The 22,471-nt window shown below is 68.0% G+C and carries 21 protein-coding genes; 16 read left to right on the top strand and 5 right to left on the bottom strand.

Annotation, left to right across the window (positions count from 1 at the left end; genetic code table 11):
* Positions 1-2: 2 nt before the first annotated feature.
* From NF4_RS06785 to mptB, 3 genes are all read right to left on the bottom strand, one after another.
* Positions 3-794: an ABC transporter permease gene (locus NF4_RS06785; RefSeq protein WP_063126449.1), complete on the bottom strand. Its 792-nt coding sequence runs from the start codon at positions 792-794 to the stop codon at positions 3-5.
* 132 nt (positions 795-926) lie between these two features.
* The gene (locus NF4_RS06780) at positions 927-1,859 is read right to left on the bottom strand and encodes an ABC transporter ATP-binding protein (protein ID WP_063126448.1); all 933 of its coding nucleotides are present in this window, start codon (positions 1,857-1,859) and stop codon (positions 927-929) included.
* Positions 1,856-3,577, bottom strand: a complete 1,722-nt coding sequence (gene mptB, locus NF4_RS06775) for a polyprenol phosphomannose-dependent alpha 1,6 mannosyltransferase MptB (protein WP_435829470.1) — start codon at positions 3,575-3,577, stop codon at positions 1,856-1,858. Before mptB ends, NF4_RS06780 begins: the two co-directional genes overlap by 4 nt.
* 465 nt (positions 3,578-4,042) lie before the next feature.
* Between mptB and NF4_RS06770 the strand changes: the two genes are divergently transcribed.
* From NF4_RS06770 to NF4_RS06695, 16 genes are all read left to right on the top strand, one after another.
* On the top strand, positions 4,043-4,897 hold the full coding sequence (locus NF4_RS06770; RefSeq protein WP_063126446.1) for a helix-turn-helix transcriptional regulator: 855 nt from the start codon (positions 4,043-4,045) through the stop codon (positions 4,895-4,897).
* Positions 4,894-6,330 (top strand): Fe-S cluster assembly protein SufB, encoded by a 1,437-nt coding sequence (gene sufB / locus NF4_RS06765; protein ID WP_030521409.1) that lies wholly within the window; start codon positions 4,894-4,896, stop codon positions 6,328-6,330. Before NF4_RS06770 ends, sufB begins: the two co-directional genes overlap by 4 nt.
* The gene (gene sufD, locus NF4_RS06760; RefSeq protein WP_063126445.1) at positions 6,330-7,508 is read left to right on the top strand and encodes a Fe-S cluster assembly protein SufD; all 1,179 of its coding nucleotides are present in this window, start codon (positions 6,330-6,332) and stop codon (positions 7,506-7,508) included. Before sufB ends, sufD begins: the two co-directional genes overlap by 1 nt.
* Positions 7,509-7,553: 45 nt before the next feature.
* On the top strand, positions 7,554-8,324 hold the full coding sequence (gene sufC, locus NF4_RS06755) for a Fe-S cluster assembly ATPase SufC (RefSeq protein ID WP_063126444.1): 771 nt from the start codon (positions 7,554-7,556) through the stop codon (positions 8,322-8,324).
* 1 nt (position 8,325) lies between these two features.
* A complete protein-coding gene (locus tag NF4_RS06750) occupies positions 8,326-9,579 on the top strand; it encodes a cysteine desulfurase (protein WP_063126443.1) in 1,254 nt (417 codons plus the stop codon).
* Positions 9,580-9,582: 3 nt separating this feature from the next.
* Positions 9,583-10,086 (top strand): Fe-S cluster assembly sulfur transfer protein SufU, encoded by a 504-nt coding sequence (gene sufU, locus NF4_RS06745; protein ID WP_063126442.1) that lies wholly within the window; start codon positions 9,583-9,585, stop codon positions 10,084-10,086.
* On the top strand, positions 10,083-10,472 hold the full coding sequence (locus NF4_RS06740; RefSeq protein ID WP_063126441.1) for a metal-sulfur cluster assembly factor: 390 nt from the start codon (positions 10,083-10,085) through the stop codon (positions 10,470-10,472). Before sufU ends, NF4_RS06740 begins: the two co-directional genes overlap by 4 nt.
* An 825-nt stretch (positions 10,473-11,297) precedes the next feature.
* Positions 11,298-12,878: an ATP-binding protein gene (locus NF4_RS06735; protein WP_063126440.1), complete on the top strand. Its 1,581-nt coding sequence runs from the start codon at positions 11,298-11,300 to the stop codon at positions 12,876-12,878.
* The gene (locus NF4_RS06730; protein ID WP_030521402.1) at positions 12,878-13,312 is read left to right on the top strand and encodes a roadblock/LC7 domain-containing protein; all 435 of its coding nucleotides are present in this window, start codon (positions 12,878-12,880) and stop codon (positions 13,310-13,312) included. Before NF4_RS06735 ends, NF4_RS06730 begins: the two co-directional genes overlap by 1 nt.
* A complete protein-coding gene (locus NF4_RS06725; RefSeq protein ID WP_030521401.1) occupies positions 13,309-13,656 on the top strand; it encodes a DUF742 domain-containing protein in 348 nt (115 codons plus the stop codon). The genes NF4_RS06730 and NF4_RS06725 overlap by 4 nt, the downstream gene beginning before the upstream one ends.
* Positions 13,631-14,254, top strand: a complete 624-nt coding sequence (locus NF4_RS06720; RefSeq protein ID WP_051164821.1) for a GTP-binding protein — start codon at positions 13,631-13,633, stop codon at positions 14,252-14,254. Before NF4_RS06725 ends, NF4_RS06720 begins: the two co-directional genes overlap by 26 nt.
* Positions 14,251-15,522, top strand: coding sequence for a cytochrome P450 (locus NF4_RS06715; protein WP_063126439.1), 1,272 nt, complete (start codon positions 14,251-14,253; stop codon positions 15,520-15,522). Before NF4_RS06720 ends, NF4_RS06715 begins: the two co-directional genes overlap by 4 nt.
* An 11-nt stretch (positions 15,523-15,533) precedes the next feature.
* The gene (locus tag NF4_RS06710) at positions 15,534-16,751 is read left to right on the top strand and encodes a cytochrome P450 family protein (protein WP_063126438.1); all 1,218 of its coding nucleotides are present in this window, start codon (positions 15,534-15,536) and stop codon (positions 16,749-16,751) included.
* 144 nt (positions 16,752-16,895) lie between these two features.
* Positions 16,896-18,152, top strand: a complete 1,257-nt coding sequence (locus NF4_RS06705) for a cytochrome P450 family protein (protein ID WP_232330340.1) — start codon at positions 16,896-16,898, stop codon at positions 18,150-18,152.
* A gap of 153 nt (positions 18,153-18,305) precedes the next feature.
* The gene (locus NF4_RS06700) at positions 18,306-19,550 is read left to right on the top strand and encodes a cytochrome P450 (RefSeq protein WP_063126437.1); all 1,245 of its coding nucleotides are present in this window, start codon (positions 18,306-18,308) and stop codon (positions 19,548-19,550) included.
* Between the two features lie 26 nt (positions 19,551-19,576).
* Entirely contained in the window at positions 19,577-20,164 is a 588-nt protein-coding gene (locus tag NF4_RS06695) for a cytochrome P450 (protein WP_063126436.1), read from the top strand.
* A 69-nt stretch (positions 20,165-20,233) separates the two neighbouring features.
* On the opposite strand, the gene NF4_RS06690 is transcribed toward NF4_RS06695, so the two are convergent.
* Together NF4_RS06690 and NF4_RS37550 are read right to left on the bottom strand one after the other, a co-directional pair.
* Complete coding sequence (locus NF4_RS06690) at positions 20,234-21,226, bottom strand: Acg family FMN-binding oxidoreductase (RefSeq protein ID WP_063126435.1); 993 nt, start codon at positions 21,224-21,226, stop codon at positions 20,234-20,236.
* 68 nt (positions 21,227-21,294) lie between these two features.
* Positions 21,295-22,431 (bottom strand): DUF8176 domain-containing protein, encoded by a 1,137-nt coding sequence (locus NF4_RS37550; protein ID WP_063126434.1) that lies wholly within the window; start codon positions 22,429-22,431, stop codon positions 21,295-21,297.
* Positions 22,432-22,471: the final 40 nt, after the last annotated feature.

Below are 22,471 nucleotides of genomic sequence, written 5' to 3'. Positions count from 1 at the left end.
GATCATTCGAAGCGGAACCAGCGGGCCGCGAGCAGGCCCGCGCCGGTACCCCAGACGATCAGCGCGCCCACGCCCAGCCAGTCGACGCCCCCGCTCAGCGCGTGTTCCAGCGCGACCGCCAGCGCACCCGAGGGGACCAGTCGCACCAGAGTGTGGACCGCGGCGGGCAGTTCCTCGGAGGCGAAGACCACGCTGGCGATACCGAGCATGACGAACCAGAGGATATTGGCCAGCGCCAGTACCACTTCGGCCTTGAGTGTGCCGCCGAGCAGTAGGCCCATCGCCGCGAACGTGGCGGTGCCCAGCGCGATCAGCACCGCGCCCAGCAGCAGCCCCAACGGTGTCGGCCGCCAGCCCAATGCCATCCCGATCAGGCCCAGCAGCACCGCCTGCAGGATCACCACCAGCAGGACTGCCCCGCTCTTACCCGCGATGATCCCCCAGCGTGGCAGGGGAGTGGCGCCCAGTCGCTTGAGCGCGCCGTAGCGGCGGTCGAATCCGATGGCGATGGCCTGACCGGTGAACGCGGTCGACATCACCGCCACCATCATCACGGCGGGCACGATCTTGTCGATCTTGTCCGGACCCATGTCGCCGAAGGGCAACAGCGCCAGCCCGATCAGCAGCGTCACCGGAATGAACATGGTGAGCAGCAGTTGTTCGCCGTTGCGCAGCAGCAGCACCAGATCGAGCCGGGTCTGCGCGAGCAACATGGCCACCCGTGGCGCCGGCCGGGGCGCGGGCGCGAAAGTACCCGGCTCGAACCGATTGGCCGTCAGTTCAGGCTTGGTCATCGAGCCTCCCTCGAAACTGATCGATGCGGTCCGCGGAGGGGGAGTGAAGGTGGAGGTATCGCATCACTCGGCCTTCCCGAAGTTGGCAGATGCGGTCCGCGGAGGCCGGAGCGAAGGCGGAGGTATCGCACCTCATGCGCGCAGATCCCGTCCGGTCAGTTCCAGGAAGACGTCCTCGAGCCGGCGCTGGTCGATCCGGATATCGGTCGCGAGCACGTCGACCCGGGCACACCAGGCGGTCACCGTGGCCAGTACCTGCGGGTTGATCTCGCCCTCCACCAGATACGAGCCGGGGCTGGTCTCCTTCGGCGCGAAACCCTCCGGCAGCGCCGACTGCAGCAGGTCCAGGTCCAGATGCGGTGGCGCGGCGAAACGCAACTGCCCGGCCGCACCGTGCGCGGTGACCTCGGCCGGCGTACCGGAGGCGACGATGCGTCCGTGGTCGATGATCACCAGGTGATCGGCCAATTCCTCGGCTTCGTCCATGAGATGGGTGGTGAGCAGGACGCTGACACCGTCGCGCCGTAGCGCGTCGATCAACTCCCACACCAGGATCCGGGCCTGCGCGTCCATCCCCGCGGTGGGTTCGTCGAGGAAGACGATCTCCGGGCGGCCGACCAGCGCGCACGCCAGCGACAGCCGCTGCTGCTGGCCACCGGAGAGCCGGCGATAGGGGGTGCGGCGGTGGTCGGCCAGGCCCAGCATGCCGAGCAGCCACGCGGGGTCCAGCGGGTTCGCCGAATAGGAGGCGACCAGATCCAGCATCTCCCCGGCACGTGCGCCCGGATAGGCGCCGCCGCCCTGCAACATCACTCCGATCCGCGGGCGCAGCCGCTCGGAGTCGGCGATCGGGTCCAGGCCCAGGACCCGCACCTGCCCCGAATCCGGGCGGACGAAGCCCTCGCACATCTCCACCGTGGTGGTTTTACCGGCGCCGTTCGGACCGAGCAGGGCGAAGACCTGTGCGGGTTCGACAGTGAAACCGATACCGTCCACCGCGGTCGTCTCGCCGTAGCGTTTGGCGACGTGGTCCACCTGTACGGCGGGCACCCGGGAAGCGGTCACGAGGTCCCACCGTAGGCCCCGGCCGGCTGTGACGGGGCCGACACCCCCTGCTGCGCCCGCCAGGGCAGTGAGTTCCGGGTGACCACGATGAACAGCAGCGACACGATCACGGTGGCCACCGCCGACCCCACGATCTGGAACACCTCGAGGTCCGCGCCGCGTGGCATGAGGATCACACTGACCACCGCGGAGATACCGATCGCCGGGCCGCGGAACACGGGCCGGGTGGCCCAGGCCGCCATCGGCACGATGGCCCACAGCAGATACCAGGGTTGGACGACCGGGAACAGCAGCACGATCGCGCCCAGCGAGACCCCCAGTGCGCCCACCGGATGCAGGCGCCCGGTCCAGGTGGCGACCAGCATTCGCACGGTGATGAAACCCGCCACCACGGCGGCGATGGGCCGGGTGATGCTGAGCAGCGCGGTGGTGTGGTCGCCGAGGCCGAGCAGGACGCCGCCGAATCCGGTGACGATGCCCAGGGCGGTGGGCAGCGACATCCAGCTGCGCACCGCGTTCGCCGTGTTCAAGGTGTAGAGCCAGCCGAAACCGAGGCCACTCGCCGTGCTGATCACCACGGTTACCACCACCGCGAGCAGGCCGAGCAGTCCGGCCGCGGCCAGGATCGGCCGCAGCCCCGGCCCCCAGCGGCGGGCCAGGGCCATTCCCGCGAAGCCCAGCGCGATGATCGAGGTGACCTTCACCGAGGACGACAGGCTGATCACCACCGCGCCGCCCACCAGCAGGGTCCAGCCGCGGCCGTCCAGCGGGGGTGGCCCGCCGTCACCGGGGACCCCGTGGATCGCGCGCAGCATGAACTCCAGCCCGGCCAGCATCAGGCCGAGCATGAGCGCGTCGTTGTGCACCCCGCCGATCAGGTGGAACAGCACGAGCGGATTCGCCACACCCAGCCACAGCGCGCTCACCGGTGCCACCCCGCAGCGCACGGACAGCCGCGGCAGCGCCCAGACGATCAGCGCCACCCCGGCAAGGGCCAGCAGCCGGTGCACCCAGACCCCGGCCAGAATGTTCTCCCCGGTGAGCCCGGCGATCCCGTGGCCTATCCACAGGAACAGCGGTCCGTAGGGCGCGGGTGTCTCGCGCCAGATATTGGGGACATTGTTGGTGAGCACATTGTCGATACCGAGCCCGGCGACGGGCCCCTCCTGGTACGGGTCGATCCCACGGGCGGCGATCTCGCTCTGTGCCAGATAGGAGTAGACGTCGTTGCTGAACATCGGCGGCGCCACGCACAGCGGGATGATCCACAGCAGCAGTGTCCGGTCGAATTGGCGCCGGGTGAGCCGGTGCCGCGGCGAACCGCCGATCCCGCCGACGGCGAACCGCCCCAGCAGCAGCCAGGCCAGCACCACGGTCACCGTGCCGACCATGCACATGGCCAGTGATCCGGTGTGCGCCCGCGCGAAAATACCCAGGACCCGCATGCCCGAGGTCGGATTCTGGTGCACCGGCTGCGCGCCGATACCGAGGGCGCTGATCGCCATGAGCACGGTGCCCGTGGCACCCATCAGCCGGATCCGGTCCAGTTGTGCCCGCTCCCGGCGGTCGAGCCCCGGAACCTCGGATTCGTCGCTGTGCAGAATGGCGATGGTGTGATCCGAGGGCGGGACATCGAGTCCGAGGGCGCGCCGCACCAGTTTCAGTGCGCGCTGCCCGCGCGACGCCACTGCGCCCGGGGCGCCTGCCTGTCCTGCCACGGTCACCGAGACTAGTTCGCCGGGGGCGCTGCCGGTGCCCGGGCCGTGGCATCGCGCGGCGGGCCGGAGGCGCAGCGACCGGTTGCCGGGGTGCCGGTTCCGGGCCGGACATCTTCTGGCTACCGTGGGTGTCCGGTGCCCGCGCGTGGTGTCCGACGACGGTGGATCCGCGAAGGGCTTCCGGGCGCGCGGTCCGGAGAGCCCGGCGGCTCGTCCGGCCGGCGGAGCGCCGGGCGTGGGTGCAGCCGGGCAGCAAATTCTCCGGCGCGAGGTCGCGTGATCGGCCCGGCCCTCCGGCGCAGTGAAGCACATCACTGCACTGATCCGGCAGGGGAGGCGCGAGCGCCACTTTCTCGCCCGAACAGGCGATTTCGGCGTTTTCGGCCGGATCGGGCGACCCGCCTGCTCAGGGCACCCTTATTAGATTTCGGGAACGAATTCCGCCACACTGATGTTGTGAAAACTATGGGTTTGCCGAATGTGGACGAAAGGGCTGGTCACCGGGCCGGTACCGGGTCCGTCGGCGTGCCCGCGACCGGCGGCGAAGGCCATACCCGCGCCGCCATCGTCCGGCTGCTGCTGGAGGAGGGACCGATCACCGCGACCGCGATAGGCAGTGCCCTGGGCCTGGCGCCCGCGGGGGTGCGCCGGCATCTGGACGCGCTCATCGAATCGGGTCAGGCACGCGCCGGGCGGTCGGCGCCCTGGCAGCAGAAGGGTCGCGGACGGCCGGCCAAGCAGTACCAGCTCACCGCGGCCGGGCGCGGCATGCTCGGCCACGCCTACGACGATCTCGCCGGTGCGGCCATCCGGCAGCTGCGCGAGATCGGCGGCGAGGAAGCGGTCACCGATTTCGCCCGTAAACGCGCACGCACCCTGGTCGACGGGATCGAACCGCTCCCGGGTCACCGCGCGGAGCCGGCGGCGGAAGAGCCCGACACCGCGGACGATTCCGGGCGATCGGGTACGGCGGCCAAGGCCGAGGAGATCGCCACGGCGCTATCGGACGCGGGGTTCGCCGCGAGTACCCGCCGCGTGGGCGCGGGTGTACAGATCTGCCAGCACCACTGCCCGGTCGCCCATGTGGCCGAGGAATTCCCCGAACTGTGCGAGGCCGAACTCGCGGCCTTCCGGGAGGTTCTCGGTACCCATGTGCAGCGCTTGGCCACCATCGCCAACGGGGACTGTGCCTGCACCACCCACGTACCACTGACGGTGCTGCCCACGGCGGCCGCCGATCGACCGAAGCACGCTTCACCTGCAACCGTTGCACAGCCCGCAACGGACGCACCGAACGACTCCGGAAGGAGCGCCGAATGACGACCACCACCGACCAGGTGCCACCGCTCACCCAGGAGGAGGCCATTGCCTCGCTGGGTAAATACGGTTACGGCTGGGCCGACTCGGATGCGGCCGGAGCCAGCGCGCAGCGTGGTCTCTCAGAGGAGGTCGTTCGCGATATCTCGGCCAAGAAGGACGAGCAGGCCTGGATGCTGGAGAACCGGCTCAAGGCGCTGCGCATCTTCGACCGCAAGCCCATGCCGAACTGGGGTTCCAACCTCGACGGTATCGACTTCGACAACATCAAGTACTTCGTGCGCTCGACCGAGAAGCAGGCCGAGAGCTGGGAGGACCTGCCCGAGGACATCCGTAACACCTACGACAAGCTGGGCATCCCGGAGGCGGAGAAGCAGCGGCTGGTCTCCGGTGTCGCGGCACAGTACGAGAGCGAAGTCGTGTACCACCAGATCCGCGAGGACCTGGAACAGCAGGGCGTCATCTTCCTCGACACCGATACCGCGTTGAAGGAGCACCCGGAGATCTTTCGCGAGTACTTCGGCACGGTCATCCCGGCCGGGGACAACAAGTTCTCCGCGCTGAACACCGCGGTGTGGTCGGGTGGCTCCTTCATCTATGTGCCGCCCGGCGTGCACGTCGACATCCCGCTGCAGGCCTACTTCCGGATCAACACCGAGAACATGGGCCAGTTCGAGCGGACCCTGATCATCGTCGACGAGGGCGCCTACGTGCACTATGTCGAGGGCTGCACCGCGCCGATCTACAAATCCGATTCGCTGCACTCGGCGGTCGTCGAAATCATCGTGAAGAAGGGCGGCCGCTGCCGTTACACGACCATCCAGAACTGGTCGAACAACGTCTACAACCTGGTCACCAAGCGGGCCAAGGCCGAGGCGGGCGCCACCATGGAGTGGATCGACGGCAATATCGGCTCCAAGGTCACCATGAAGTACCCGGCCGTCTGGATGACCGGTGAGCACGCCAAGGGCGAGGTGCTCTCGGTCGCCTTCGCCGGTGAGGGACAGCACCAGGACACCGGCGCCAAGATGTTGCACCTGGCCCCGCACACCTCCTCGACCATTGTGTCCAAATCGGTGGCTCGTGGCGGTGGCCGTGCCTCCTACCGCGGCCTGGTGCAGGTCAACAAGGGCGCGCACGGGTCCAGGTCGACGGTGAAATGCGATGCCCTGCTGGTCGACACGATCAGCCGCTCCGATACCTACCCTTACGTCGATATCCGCGAGGACGACGTGACCATGGGGCACGAGGCGACGGTGTCGAAGGTGTCCGAGGAGCAGCTGTTCTACCTCATGAGCCGCGGGATGACCGAGGACGAGGCGATGGCCATGGTGGTGCGCGGCTTCGTCGAGCCCATCGCCAAGGAGCTCCCGATGGAGTACGCCCTGGAACTCAACCGGCTGATCGAACTGCAGATGGAAGGAGCCGTCGGCTGATGGCATTGGACAACGTTGCCGAGGCCGCCGAGGCTCGCCAGCCGGCGATCAACAAGGGGGAGGTGTTCACCTCCTTCGATGTGAACGCCTTCGAAATCCCCTCCGGTAAGGACGAGGTGTGGCGGTTCACCCCGCTGCGCCGGCTGCGCGGCCTGCACAACGGCACCGCCACCGCCGACGGGCGGGCCGGGGTCGAGATCGGGCAGGTCACCGGTGTCACCGTGGAGACCGTGGGGCGCGACGATTCCCGCCTGGGGCAGGGCGGTACCCCGTCCGACCGGGTCGCCGCCCAGGCGTACTCCGGCTTCGAACAGGCGACGGTCATCTCGGTGGGTAAGGAGATCGAGGTCGCCGAACCCGTCGTCGTGCGGATCACCGGACCGGGTGAAGGGAAGACCGCCTACGGTCACCTGCAGGTGCGGTTGGCCGAATTCGCCGTGGCCACCGTCGTGATCGATCAGCGCGGTAGTGGAACCTACGCCGAGAACATCGAATTCGTGCTCGGCGACAGCGCCAAGCTGACCGTGGTGGCGGTCCAGGACTGGGCCGACGATGTCGTGCACGCCACCGCGCACCACGCCCTGGTGGGTCGCGACGCGGTACTGCGGCATACCGCGGTCACCCTCGGCGGCGAACTGGTCCGGCTCACCGGCAATGTCCGCTACGCGGGCCCGGGCGGTGACGCCGAACTGCTGGGCCTGTACTTCGCCGATGCCGGCCAGCATTTCGAACAGCGTCTGCTGATCGATCACGCGGTGCCGCACTGCAAATCGAACGTGCTGTACAAGGGCGCGCTCCAGGGTGATCCCGATTCACCCAAGGGGGACGCTCGCACGGTCTGGGTCGGCGATGTGCTGATCCGGGCCGCCGCCGAGGGAACCGATACGTTCGAGATCAACCGCAACCTGGTCCTCACCGACGGCGCCCGCGCCGATTCGGTGCCGAACCTGGAGATCGAGACCGGTGAGATCGTCGGCGCGGGCCACGCGTCGGCGACCGGCCGGTTCGACGACGAGCAGCTGTTCTATCTGCGTGCCCGCGGTATTCCGGAAGACGCCGCCCGCCGCCTGGTGGTGCGTGGTTTCTTCCACGAGATCATCCACAAGATCGGGGTCGGTGAGGTCGCCGAGCGGCTCGAGGCGGCCATCGAGGCCGAACTCGCCGCGATCGGCGTCTGACCGGACCACCCAGCCCACAGCCCACCGAAGGAATTCGACACCCTTATGACCACCCTGGAAATCAAGGATCTGCACGCCGAGGTCGCCACCCCCGACGGGGACACCGTCAAGATTCTCAACGGTGTGAATCTCACCGTGAAATCCGGCGAGACGCACGCCATCATGGGCCCGAACGGCTCCGGTAAGTCGACGCTGTCCTACGCCATCGCCGGGCATCCCAAGTACACCGTCACGTCGGGTTCGATCACCCTCGACGGTGAGAATGTGCTGGAGATGTCGGTGGACGAGCGGGCGCGCGCCGGACTGTTCCTGGCCATGCAGTATCCGGTGGAGGTCCCCGGCGTCTCGATGTCGAACTTCCTGCGTACGGCGGCGACCGCGGTCCGCGGTGAGGCGCCGAAGCTGCGGCACTGGGTCAAGGAGGTGAAGGAGTCGATGAACGAGCTCGATATCGACGCCGCCTTCGCCGATCGCAGCGTGAACGAGGGCTTCTCCGGTGGCGAGAAGAAGCGGCACGAGATCCTGCAGCTGGGTCTGCTCAAGCCGAAGATCGCCATCCTCGACGAAACCGACTCCGGCCTGGACGTAGACGCGCTGCGTATCGTCTCCGAGGGCGTGAACCGCTACAAGGAGCGGGAGAACGGCGGGGTCCTGCTGATCACCCACTACACCCGCATCCTGCGCTATATCCGGCCGGAGTTCGTGCACGTCTTCGTGGGCGGGCGCATCGTCGCCGAGGGCGGCCCCGAGTTGGCCGAGGAACTCGACGCAGGCGGCTATGTGAAGTTTACCCAGACCGCTGGAGCCGGAGCCTGAGATGACCGCGACCCTTCCCGCCTTCGACGTCGCCCGGATCCGGGCCGACTTCCCGATCCTGAACCGTACGGTCCGGGACGGGAAGCCGCTGGTGTACCTGGATTCCGGGGCTACCGCGCAGCGGCCGCTGGCGGTACTGGACGCCGAACGCGACTTCCTGCTGGCGAGCAATTCCGCCGTCCACCGCGGCGCGCATCAGCTGTCGGAGGAGGCCACCGATGCCTACGAGGACGCCCGGGCGCAGATCGCACGCTTCGTCGGCGCCGCCGCCGACGAGCTCGTGTTCACCAAGAACGCGACCGAATCGCTCAATCTGGTGACCTACGCGTTCTCCGACGACCGGTTCCCGTACCACGTGGGCCCGGGCGACGAGATCGTGATCACCGAACTCGAGCATCACGCGAATCTGGTGCCCTGGCAGGAACTCGCGCGCCGGACCGGCGCCACGCTGCGCTGGTACGGCGTCACCGACGACGGCCGTATCGATCTGGACTCGCTCGACCTGTCGCCGGCCACCAAGGTCGTGGCCTTCAGCCACCAGTCCAATGTCACCGGTGCGGTGGCGCCGGTCGCCGAGTTGGTGCGCCGGGCCCGCGCCGTGGGCGCGCTGGTGGTCCTCGACGCCTGCCAGTCGGTACCACACGCCCCGGTCGACTTCCGCGCCCTGGATATCGACTACGCGGCGTTTTCCGGACACAAGATGCTCGGTCCGTCCGGGGTCGGTGTGCTGTACGGAAAACGCGCGCTGCTCGACGAGACTCCGCCCTTCATCACCGGCGGTTCCATGATCGAGACCGTCACCATGGAGCAGACCACCTACGCGCCGCCGCCGCAGCGTTTCGAGGCCGGGGTGCCGATGACCTCGCAGGTCATCGGCCTGGGCGCCGCCGTGCGCTATCTGGAGGAGATCGGGATGGACGCGGTGGCCGCGCACGAGCACACCCTCGTCGACGCCGCGCTCGCCGGGCTGGACGCCGTACCGGGTGTGCGGATCATCGGCCCGACCGAGAACGTCGACCGCGGTGGCGCGGTCTCCTTCGTCGTGGAGGGGATCCACGCCCACGACCTGGGCCAGATCCTGGACGACGAGGGGGTGGCGATCCGGGTGGGTCACCACTGCGCCTGGCCGCTGCACCGGCGTTTCGGCGTCGCCGCGACCGCCCGCGCCTCGTTCGCGCTGTACAACACGGTGGACGAGGTGGACAAGATGGTCGCCGCGGTGCGGAAGGCCCAGAGCTTCTTCGGGGTTGCCTAGAACATGCGCATGGAGCAGATGTACCAGGAAGTGATCCTGGATCACTACAAGCATCCGCACAACCGCGGCCTGCGGGAACCGTTCGGCGCCGAGGTGCACCACGTCAACCCCACCTGCGGTGACGAGGTGACGCTGCGGGTGCGGCTCGGCGACAATGGCGAGGTCGAGGATGTGTCCTACGACGGCCAGGGCTGCTCGATCAGCCAGGCCTCGGTCTCGGTGCTGACCGATCAGGTGATCGGACTGCCGGTTCTGGAGGCGCTGGGTGTGGTCGATTCCTTCAACGAGATGATCGGCAGCCGGGGCACCGTCGAGGGCGACGAGGACGTTATCGGCGACGGGATCGCTTTCGCCGGTGTCGCCAAATACCCGGCCCGGGTGAAATGCGCGCTGCTGGGCTGGATGGCATTCAAGGACGCGGTGCTACGGGTCGACGGCGCGGCCGATTCCGCCGCGGGACCCGGTGCGTCCGCTACCGACCGCTCACGGAACGGGGAAACAGCATGACCGATACTTCTGCCACCGAGGCCACCACGCCGGAGCCGGCGGCCGGCCCCGACGCCGAACTCTCGGCCGAGGATCTGGCGCAGCTCGCCGATCTCGAGGAGGCCATGCGCGATGTGGTCGACCCGGAACTCGGTATCAATGTCGTGGATCTCGGCCTGGTCTACGGAATGCGGGTCGAGGAGACCACCGCGGTGCTGGATATGACGCTGACCTCGGCCGCCTGCCCGCTCACCGATGTGATCGAGGATCAGTCCCGTAATGCCCTGGTGCGCAGCGGGCTGGTCGACGATCTGAAGATCAACTGGGTCTGGATGCCGCCGTGGGGTCCGGACAAGATCACCGAGGACGGCCGGGAACAGTTGCGGGCGCTCGGCTTCACGGTCTGAGGCCCGCGCACCCACCGTGCGCAGTACTTCGCGACGGCGACCGACAGGGTCGCCGTCGCGTTCTGGTCTGTACCCGAATTGGTGCGGACGGAAGACCGGGGAGTGGGCCGCTGGTACGGACCGGTCGGCCGTTCCGGAGCCGCGGTCGCATTTCGCCCGGTAATGCCGGGGCTTTACTGGAATGCGGCTATTCCATGTCTCCGCGGTGATCGTCGCGCCGCCTGGCGGGAGGCGCGCATTGGGCATTTAGGCCCGGGCCGGGCGTCCGATTCGAGTGGGCGCGGGCAGTATTGGACCTGTCTTGATATCAATTTTCCGGGCCCGCCGCCAATCACCGACCGGTCGGTCTTCTTTCGGTGCTCCGCCCCTGGTGATAGGGGATGCGATCGCGGTGTGCCTTGGAGCACGCCCCGCCGCACGCGCAGTCCCCGCGGCGCCCCGCGGTCGTGATCTTCACGGTCGCAATACCTTTCCGCATTCTGCGAGGTCGCGGCCCTATCACGGAAAGGTGACAATCGATTATCGGCCGTTATTGAGAGAGTTCACCACAATGCTGCTACTGTGAGCGAGTCGTCGGGTTCCGGGCCATCGGAGGATGTGCTCCGATGGTCATCGATCGGCCGAATGACTTGTCCCTTAGTTACTTTCGGGTAGTCGAAAGTAACTAAGGGATATGTCACCGACCGTTACCGCGGTGCCCGGCACGGACCCTCATCCGGCCAGGGGCGAACATGGTCGGCGTCGCGAGGAAGGCGAGACGAAGCGCCGTGGCATGCCACGGCACCGCGTGGCGCACCTCGAGCCCCGTCAACGACGAGAAAGCTGATGAATCTGAATACCGCCGTGCTGCTTCCCTGGATACTCGCCCCCATATTGGTGCTCGGCGTGGCGTGGTACGCCGTTCGGGCTGTGCGAGACCAACAGAAACGACTCGATGTGCTCGAGCGGGAACTAGCCGTGCGCGAGGATGCGCTCGAGCATCTCGCGGCCAGCACGTTGCCCGCCCTCTCGGAGTCCGCCCGCCGGTTCGACCAGACCGCCGTGGCACCCGAAGTACCCCCCGGACTGGAGAATTCGCGCTTCGCCCAATGCCTGCGCTGGATCGTCGACCGGGTCACCGAGGACCTGCGGACCGTCCAGAGCGAAACCCGCGAAGCCGTCACCCGGGAGATGGAGGAGCAGGTCCGTACCGCCGTCTCGGCCGCCGAGCGGAACGTGCGCACCGAGGCCGACGCCGGCCGCGAACGCGCGGAAACCCTTGCCCGTGAGGCGACCAGCGCCGCGGTCCGCTCGTTCGGCACCTCCGTGGTGAGCCTGGGAGCCGACGTTTCCCAGGTCGTGAGCTCCGCGCTGCGCGAACACCGCGACGACCGCGTCTACGAGACCCTCATCCGTATCGACCACACCGTGCAGCAGATGATCCGCCAGGCGCAGTCCTACGTGATCGTCTGTGGTGGTCTGCCCGGCCGCCGCTGGCCCGCCCAGTCGCTCACCGACGTCGTCGGCGGCGCGACCGGTCGTGTCCGTGACTACCTGCGGGTGCGCCCGTCCCAGCTCGACCGCATCGTCATCAGTCGTGCGGTGGAACCGCTGGTGCACACGCTGGCCTCGCTCATCGACAACGCGCTGCGCTACTCGCCGCCGACCTCCTTCGTGGATGTGACCTTCCAGGAAGGTCATCACGGCGTGACCGTGATCGTCGACGACGCCGGTGTCCGGATGAACGCCGAGCAGATGGAAGAGGCCCGGCAAGTCCTGGCCAACGAACGCTCGATCGACATCCACCAGCTCGGCCCGGCCCCCAAGGTCGGTTTCCCCGGTATCGCCGCGCTCGCCCGTCGCTACGGGTTCACCGTCTACATCGACGGACCCAACGCCTACGGCGGTATGCGCGCCATGGTCTACATCCCGGAGGCACTGCTGGTCGCACCGAAGGCCAACCAGGACAACGACGCCGTGTCACCGGCCGGCGTCCCGGCGCCGCGGGAACTCGCCGCGGTCCCCGGCGGCCAGACCTCGTCGGTATCGGGAAGCTCCGGTAACGCTCTGGTCGGTAACGCCGTATCGTCCGGTATCGGAGCGCATTCGGCGACGAGCACCGGCGCGCACGCCGCGATCCCGGTCGTGTCCGAGAGCTCCCGGCCTGTCGAGCGGACTTCGGCGGCAGGTGGCATCGACGAGACCGAGAGCGAGCAGCGTACGACAGTCCACGACATCACCAGCGGCGGTCTGCCCCGGCGCCGGCGCCGTGCCGCGGCCGTCCCTGATGACATCAACGATCGCGTGTCCGGACAGGACAGGACCGAACCGGGGCAGCCCCGCCCCGATATCGCCGCTGCCTGGCAGAGCGGCTCCAAGAGCGGCCGTGCCGCCGCATCCGAACACACCGAAGGGATGACATCCTGATGGGTTCACCGAGGACAGTGGTATCCGACAGCACCAACAAACTGGGCTGGTTACTGGACGATCTCGAGGTTCCCGGCGTCCGATTCGCCGTCCTGTTGTCCGAGGACGGGCTGCGTATCGCCCATTCGGCGGGTATTGCGAAAGACGATGCCGAGCGGTTCGCCGCCGCCGCCTCCGGCCTGCGTTCGCTCGGTAAGGCGCTCGGCGAGTTCTGCGGTAGCAACGGAAACGATGTGCGGCAGAACATGACCGAATACGACCAGGGCATGATCATGATCACCGCGGCGGGCGAGGGCGCGCTCCTGGGTGTGGCGACCATGACCGATATCGATGTGGGCCTGATCGCCCACCGGATGAACGAGCTCGCCGGCCGGGTCGGCCACGAGCTCGGGAGCGAACCTCGCAGAGGCGCACACGGCGGCGATCTGCAATGAGCCGGTCGCGGCGTGATCCAGACCTGGTCCGCGCGTATGTGCGGACCGGCGGACGCTCCCGTCCGACCCGTGAGCTCGGCCTGGTCACCCTGGTCGTCGCCGTCGGAGATCCGGCGCCGGGCTCCACACCGGATGCGCGCCGGGTGGTCGATGTCTGCGCCCGCGGCGCCCTGTCGATCGCGGAGGTCGCCGCCTATCTCGACCTCCCGCCTTCGGTGGTGACGATCGTCGTGTCCGACCTGCTGGACAGCGGACATCTGAATATCCCGACCCCGGCGGAAATAATGCCGGAGATCGCCCTGCTCGAGGAGGTACTCAATGGGCTCCGTGCTCTCCCGGCCTGATCGGTCCGCGGAATACGGCCGCGCGGTCGACTATGTGCCGGAGACGGTGACCCGCTCGGTGAAATTGCTGGTAGCCGGTAATTTCGGCGTCGGCAAGACCACCTTCGTGAGCAGTATTTCCGAGATCAAACCGCTGCGTACCGAGGAGACCATCACCGAGGCCAGCGTCGGTATCGACGATCTGGGCGGACTGGGATCGAAGACGCAGACCACGGTCGCGATGGACTTCGGCCGTATCACGCTCAACCCCGAACTGGCCCTGTACCTCTTCGGTACGCCGGGCCAGCAGCGGTTCATCCCGCTGTGGGAGGAACTGGCCAAGGGCGCACTCGGTGCCCTGGTCCTGGTGGATACCCGGCGTATCGAGAAGGCCGACGAGGTACTGGCCGTACTCGAGGAGCGCGGTGTGCCGTACGCGGTCGGGGTGAACGAGTTCGAGGGTTCGAACCGCTTCCCGCTGTCGGAAGTGCGCGAGGCACTCGACCTGACCGACGACACTCCGCTCATCGCCCTCGACGCCCGTGATCGACGCACCTGCCTGCAGTCGCTGATCACGCTCGTCGAATTTCTGTTCCACCGATTGGAGTCTCGTCTTTGACCACGCAGTTCTCTCCGGTTCCGCAACAGCAACCTCCGTTCACCGGCTGCCCGGTCGTTCACGGAGAACCCACCGGAGGCGTCGGTGATCGCTTCAGCCTCTTCTCCGAGGAATTCGCCGGTGATCCGCATCGCGCCTATGCCGCGATGCGGAGCCGGTACGGATCGCTGGTTCCCATCGACCTGGCCCCGGATGTGCCCGCCACCCTGGTGATCGGCTATGACGCGGCCGTGCGGATCCTCAACGATCCCGACCGGTTCCCGGCCGATCCGCGGACCTGGCAGACGAGTATCCCGCCCGATTCACCGGTCAAGCCGATGATGGAGTGGTACCCGAACGCCCTGCGTAACAGCGGTGAGCTTCATCAGCGCTACCGCCAGGTGTATGTGCACGCGATCGATGGCATCGACCTGCACGAACTGCACCAGACGGTGGAGCGGCTCGCGGTTCCACTGATCAACTCCTTCTGCGAGACGGGTAAAGCCGACCTGGTCACGCAGTACGCGTTTCCGCTGGTGTTCGAGGTGATCAACCAGATGGTCGGTTGTTCACTGGAACTGGGAGAGCGCGTCGCCAACGGGATGGCCGCGCTGTTCGACACGGTCAACGCCGAATGGGGAATGACGCATCTCAGCGAAGCGCTGATGGAGCTCGTCTTCCTGAAGCGCTCCGATCCGGCCGACGATGTGACCTCCCGGCTGGTGCACCATCCGGCGAAACTCGACGACGAGGAGCTGCTGTCCAATCTGATCAGCTTCTACGGCGCCGGGGTGGAGCCGCAGCAGAACCTGATCAACAACACACTGCTGCTGATGATGACCGACGAGCGGTTCGGCGGGAACATGCTCGGCGGTGCGCTGTCCACCCGCGACGCGCTGGACGAGGTGCTGTTCAACGACCCGCCGATGGCCAACTTCTGCACCACCTATCCGCGGCAGCCGATTCTCGTCGAGAACACCTGGTTGCCCGCCCACCAGCCGGTGGTGATCAGCCTCTCGGCGTGCAACAACGATCCGGCCATCCGGGGCGCCGACCACACGGGCAACCGCTCCCATCTGGCCTGGAGTATCGGACCGCATACGTGCCCCGCGCAGTCGCCGGCGTTTGTTGTGGTCCAGGGGGCGATCGACCTGCTGCTCGACGCGCTGCCCGAACTGGAACTCGCGGTGGCACCCGAAGAACTCGTCTGGCGTCCAGGGCCGTTCCACCGGGCCCTGGCCGCCCTGCCGGTCGTTTTCCCGCCTTCTCCTCCGTTGCGTCTTGTCTAAGGAGTCAGTCGTTGGAACGCCAACCCATCGTCCTGGATATGGCCGGTGCCGATACCCAAGGGGAAGCGGCGAGGTTGCGTGCGCAGGGGCCCGCCGCACTGATCGAGTTGCCGGGTAATGTGCCCGCCTGGTCGGTCACCGACGCGACGGTCCTGAAGAGCCTGCTGGCCGATCCGCGGGTGTCCAAGGATCCGCGCCAGCACTGGACGGCGTTCGTGAACGGTGAGATCACCGAGGACTGGCCGCTGCTGCCGTGGATCGCGGTGGAGAACATGTTCACCACCTATGGGGCCGACCATCGCCGGCTGCGCCGGCTGGTGTCCCCGGCGTTCACCCACCGGCGGACCGTGGCGCTGCGCCCGCGGGTGGAAGCGCTCATCGCCGACCTGCTCGACCGGCTGGCCGCCGTACCCGCGGGCCGGGTCGTCGACCTGCGCGAGGGCTACGCCTATCCGGTGCCGATCCAGGTGATCACCGAACTGCTGGGGGTTCCGGAATCCCTCGGCGTGGGTCTGCGCGTCTGTGTGGACCGGTATTTCGACACCACGATCGATCAGGCGGGGGCGCAGGCCAACTTCGTCGAGATGTACGGTCTGGTGACCGAATTGGTCGCCTATCGGCGCGACAATCCCGGGGACGACATCACCAGCGTGATGATCGGCAGTCGCGACGAGGACGGTTCGCAGCTCACCGAGAAGCAGATCGTCGAAACCCTGATGCTGGTCATCAATGCCGGTCATGAGACGACGGTCAACCTGCTCGACCAGGCCATCGTCGCGCTGCTCACCCATCCGGAGCAGCGCGCGGCCGCCCTGGCGGGTGAGGTGAGCTGGTCGGAGGTGGTGGAGGAGACCCTGCGCTACCAGGCTCCGGTGGCACATCTGCCGCTGCGGTACGCCGTGGAGGACATCGAGATCGAGGGGCTGCGGATCGGCAAGGGCGAAGCCATCCTGGCTTCCTATGCCGCGGCCGGCCGCGACCCGAAGATCCACGGCGCCACCGCCGATCTCTTCGACGTGACCCGGGCGGTCAAGGATCATGTGTCCTTCGGCCACGGGGCGCACCACTGCATCGGTGCGCCGCTGGCCCGGATGGAGGGCGAGCTGGCGCTGCCCGCGCTGTTCCGGCGGTTCCCGGACATCCGGCTGGCCGTGGAGGTCTCCGAATTGAAGCCGGTGGTGAGCTTCGTTTCCAACGGTCACCAGGAATTGCCTGTGTACCTGGGCTGAAGCCGGTAGCGTAAAAGGTTCTGGTTACTACAACTTCATGCTGATGGCTCGTCGCGGACGTCGCTGAGCGGGATGTTGGGTCGGCGGATAGGTCTGCGAGAACGCACTATTCGCCGATTCATACGAACCTCGGAGTGTGATGTCTTGACCACAGCACAACATGATCAGTACCGCGTTTCCGATCCACACCTCGTAATCCACGGCTCCCCGGTGGATCCCATCGGCCCGTACGTTCCCCTGTACTCGGAGGAGTTCGCCGCCGATCCGCACAAGGTGTACCGGGAGATGCGGCAGCGTTTCGGGTCGCTGGCTCCGGTAGAGCTGGCCCCGGGCGTCCCGGCCACCCTGGTGATCGGCTACCACACCGCCCTGCGAATCCTCCACGACCCCGACCATTTTCCCGCCGACCCACGGGTATGGCAGCGCGGCGTAGCCGAGGACTGCCCGGTGCTGCCCATGATGGAGTACCGGCCCAATCCGATGCGCACCGTCGGCCAGGAGCAGATCCGTTACCGGTCGGCCGCGGTCTCGGCAATCGGCGAGATCGATATGCACAAATTGCGTCCCACCATCGAGCAGATCGCGGTCACGCTGATCAACTCGTTCTGTGCCGACGGCTACTGCGATGTGGTCGGGCAGTACGCCTCCCCGCTGATCTTCGCCACTCTCAACGCGATGCTCGGCTGCCCGCCCGAACTCGGGCACCGCGCGGCCCGCGGCCTGGCAGCCATGTTCGATACGGTGGACGCGGCCGAGGGCAATGCCACCCAGGCCGACGCGCTGCTGGAACTGGCCCGGCTCAAACGGGTGCAGCCGGGTGACGACATCACCACGCGGCTGGTCCGGCATCCGGTGCAGTTGAGCGACGAGGAGGCCCGGCAACAGCTGGCGCTGCTGTACGGCGCGGGTACCGAGCCGCCGCAGAATCTGATCGCGAACACGCTCCTGCTGATGCTGACCGATGAGCGCTTCGCGGCCAATGTGCTGGACGGCAGCCTCTCCACCCGTGACGCTCTCGACGAGGTGCTGTTCAACGATCCGCCGCTGTCCAACTACTGCATCAGCTATCCGCGGCAGCCGATGCTGATCGACGGTATCTGGTTGCCGGCACACCAGCCGGTGCTGATCAGTATGACCGCCTGCAACAACGATCCCGCCATCAAAGCCGATGGGCCGACGGTCAACCGGTCGCATCTGGCCTTCAGTGCGGGCCAGCACAGCTGTCCGGCCCGTTCGGTGGCGCTGCTGATCGTCCAGGACGCCCTCGACCAGTTGCTGGACGCGGTGCCGGAGATGGAACTGGCGGTACCGCAGGCAGATCTGCGATGGCGGCCCGGCCCGTTCCATCGGGCGCTGGTATCGCTGCCGGTCACCTTCCCCGAGTCCCCGCCGATCCGGTAAGCGGGCGCTGAACGTCGCACGATCATGCATGTGCTCGCCCACCTGTGGCGCTGCGAAACCCGGTCGCCCGCGCTGGGTTCCCGGTAGAGTCGCGAACTCAGCCCGGCGGCCGGATCTCCGGCCGCGAGACCCTTCGCGCAGGAACCACAGACGGTGAACAACGACAGCACACTTCTATCGCCCGCGGGACCCCGGGATTTCGACGGTCCGCGAGTTCCGCTGTACTCGGCGGAGTACGCAGCCGATCCGCACCGGGTCTACCGGGAGATGCGGCGACGTTTCGGCGCCTTGGCTCCGGTGGAGCTGGCGCCGGGCGTCCCCGCCACCCTGGTGATCGGCTACCACGCCGCCCTGCAGATCCTGCACGATCCGGACCATTTCCCGGCCGATCCGCGTGTCTGGGAACAGAATATCCCCGCCGACTGCCCCATCCGCCCGATGATGGAGTGGCGGCCCAACCCGATCCGCAGCGCCGGCAGTGAACACACGCGGTATCGTTCGGCGGCCGCGGCGGCGCTCGGCAAGATCGATCTGCACCGCCTGCACACCACTGTGGAACAGGTCGCGGTCCCACTGATCAATTCGTTCTGCGAAGTCGGTTACTGCGATGTGGTCGGCCAATACGCTTTGCCCCTCGCCTTCTCCACCCTCAATGCCACGCTCGGCTGCCCGCCCGAGATCAGCCGGCGCGCGGCCACCGGGATGGCGGCGATGTTCGATACCGTCGATGCCGAACGCGGCAATCAGATGCTGTCCGAAGCGCTCTTGGAGCTGATCCGGCTCAAACGTGCCGAACCCGGCGACGATGTCACCAGCCGGCTGGTCGAACACCCGGTGCGACTGGACGACGAAGAAATGATGCACCAGTTGGTGACGCTGTACGGGGCGGCGATCGAACCACCGCAGAATCTCATCGCCAACACCCTGCTGCTCATGCTGACCGATGAGCGGTTCGCGGCGAATGTGCTGGACGGCAGCCTGTCGACCCGGGATGCGCTGGACGAGGTGCTGTTCAACGATCCGCCGATGGCCAACTACTGCATCAGCTATCCGCGGCAGCCGATCCTGATCGACAATGTGTGGTTGCCCGCGCATCAGCCGGTGGTGATCAGTATGGCGGCCTGTAACAACGATCCGGCGATCCGCACCGGGAACGTGACCGACAACCGCTCCCATCTGGCCTTCGGTACGGGCCCGCATGCCTGTCCGGCGCAGCCGGTGGCGGTGCTGATCGTGCAGGACGCGATCGAGCAGCTGCTCGATGCCCTCCCGGAGATGGAGCTGGCGGTGCCGGCCGCGGAGTTGCAGTGGCGGCCGGGCCCGTTCCACCGGGCACTGTCCGCACTTCCGGTCACCTTTCCGAAGAGCCCACCGATCAGCGTGGCCGGTTTTCACTAGTTCGGCCGTTCAGTCAGGAGTTTCCGATGCAGGACCCCACCGCCCCGTTCGTCCTGGATCCAGGTGGTTCGGATATCCAGGGTGAGATCGCCCGTATCCGCGCGCAGGGCCCGGTCTCCGCGGTGGAACTTCCGGGTGGTGTGCGCGCCTGGTCGGTGACCGACGCGGCCCTGCTCGAGGAGATCCTGGCCGGGCCACAGGTTTCCAAGGACGCCCGGCAACACTGGCCCGCGTTCCGCAACGGCGAGATCTCCGCCGAGTGGCCGCTGCTGCCCTGGGTGGCGGGTTTCGTGCTCGGTGAGATCGAGATCAGCAAGGGCGATGCGATCCTTGCCGGGTACGCCGGTGCGAGCCGGGACCCGAAGATCCACGGTGCCACGGCCGACGAGTTCGATCCCACGCGCGCGGTGAAGGACCATCTGGCGTTCGGATACGGCGCGCATCACTGCCTCGGCGCATCGCTGGCCCGGCTGGAGGCGGTAGTGGCCCTGCCCGCGATCTTCCGCCGATTCCCGGATATGGAACTCGCCGCGGCACCGGAGGAACTCGGTGTGGTGCCCAGTTTCATCTCCAACGGCCACCACCGCCTGCCGGTGTACCTGAACGGGAAATGAACCGCGCGCCCGCCCGGTCGGTATGCCGAGCCGGGTGCGCCCGAGAATGTTCCGGCGGTCGCGGACCACTCAGCCGCCGCGATGCAGTTCCAGGAAATCGGTGACGGTGCGCCGTGGTGTCGGCGGTTGTGCCGCCGCGGTGGGCGCGGTGCCCACCCGGATGACGACCTGCGGAATCGCGGGCTCGGGCAGGAGATTCGCAATGGCGCGCCGGCTCACCGGGACCTCGGTGATATGGGTCAGCGGACAGGTCGCCAGCCCGGCGACCGTGCAGTCCAGCAGTACCGCGGACAGCGCTTCCCCGGCTCGCAGCCAGTCCAGGGGATTGTCGGTGGCCGAACCGAGCACCAGCAGCCGTGACGCGTCGGTCAGCTCACCGCGCCGCAGCGAGGGCGGCGCGGTAGGAAAGGCCCGGCCCACCCCGACCTGCGCCGCTTCCGCCGCCGAGATCAGCGCGGAGATCGGCACCCCGTCGGCGGGGGAGTTGTTACCCGCCCACCAGTGCAGCTCGTTCAGATATTGCGGATCGTATTCGCGCAGCGCCGCCGATCGAGCCGACGCGGCGGCCAGGCGCAGCCGGGCGGAATCGCCCAGTATCTCGAGCTGCGCCCCGCGGGCGCCGGCCGCCGCGCGCAGGCCCGGCTCGACCCGGTCCCAGTCGCGGGGCGGCAGCATCGGCAGCCGGTCGGTGTAGCGCTGCTCGATGGCCGCGGCGCGGGCCCGGACGGTATCGGAGACCTCGGTGGCCGGCGCGAAGTCGACGGTGGCGAGATGGTCGGGCGCGGTATCGGGCAGCCGGATCACCTCGGTGTTCCAGCCCGCCGCCTCGAACGCGGTCCGGGTGTGGTCGAGGATGGCCCCGCAGCTGATGGTCAGCTGTCTGCCCTGCGGATCGGCCGAGAACAGTTGCCGGCTGGTGTCGCGGTGCAGATGCAGCCGGTGACCGTCGAACACCCAGCGCCATGGTTGCGTATTGTGCACCGACGGCGCCCGCCGGGCGAGGGACAGCGCGGCCTGCACTGTCGGATGATCGGGCACCCGGGCCGTACCGATGGCGTCCATCTTCCGAGTCTGCGCCTCGGGAGGGCGCCGGACCACCTCGTTCGCCGATCCCGGCCGAATCGTGGCACTCAGGGCATGGGGCCGATACCGGTGATCAAGGTCCGGTCACCGATTCGCATCGTCGTGACCAGCTGCGGGTTGTATCCCAGCGGCGCCGATCCGGGCCGGTACTCGGTGACGGTGACGGTGTACTGGCCGACGAACGCGCCGGGAGCGATCCGGACGCAGTAGGTGGTTCCCTCCGGGATGGTGTCGATACCGCGCTGGATATCGGCGGCCGGCGGGACGGCGGCGTCCGCCGCGACCAGCGCGCGGGCCTGCTCCCCGGACCGGGCGACGTAGTAGGCGTGCTGGAATCCGAAGATGGCCGAGGGTCCCGAATCGGTGCCGCCCGGTTCGTTGCCCTGCACGGTGTTGCCGACCCGCTCGGCGACGCAGTGCGGGTCGGTGCCGGGGGCGGCGGGCACCGTGACGCCGGGCGCCGCAGTGGGGGCGTGCGGTTCGTCCCCACCGACGATCGCGAACTGCACATACGCGGCCGCGCCGAGAGCCGCGACCCCCGCGACCCCCAGCAGCACCGGAAGCACGCGGCTCCGGCCGGAAGTGGGGGCCGTGGCGCGGAGTGGCGGCGCGGTGGTGTGGTCGGGTGGCGTCAACCGCCGACGCAGGCGTTCCCGGGCGCCCGCGGGAGAGGTGTCCGCGGTGGGCGCCACCGGCTCGGCCTCGGTCGCGACGGTGGCCTCGGCCGCCGCGGCGGCTCCGGACGAGGGCCGGGTATCGACGGCGGGAGGCGGGACCACACCGGGATCCTCCGCCGCGGCGCCCTCGGACTCGGCCGCGTCGGCGCTCGCCCGCGCGACCCAGTCCGACCACGAGCCCTCGTAGCGGGCGTTACCGCTGTCCCACCCCGGCAGCCGGAGCACCGGTATGGGTTCGGTGGGCGTCGAATCGGCCGGTACCGCCGGATCGCCGTGGTGCGGGCGGTAGAGGTCGGCGCGCGGGGCAGCGGGATCCTGGTTGGCGTATCCGGGTGCGGGTGACGGGTACGGGGGCCACGGCCCGGGTGGGTCGGTGTGGCCCCGGGGCGGGTCCGGATTCGCGTATCCGGGTTCCGGTGACGTGCGTGGGTCCCGCTCCCCGGGTGAGCCGGTGTGGTCCCGGGGATACTGCTCCCCGGCGGCGGGACCCGAGGGCGGTCGATCCATGGCGCGGCCCCCTTCATCGGTTCACGACGCGCGATCGCTC

This window comes from Nocardia fusca NBRC 14340, from assembly GCF_001618425.1.
GTDB lineage: Bacteria > Actinomycetota > Actinomycetes > Mycobacteriales > Mycobacteriaceae > Nocardia > Nocardia fusca.
The sequence above is the reverse complement of the archived record's forward strand: the minus strand, read 5'-3'. Positions and strand labels throughout refer to the sequence as shown.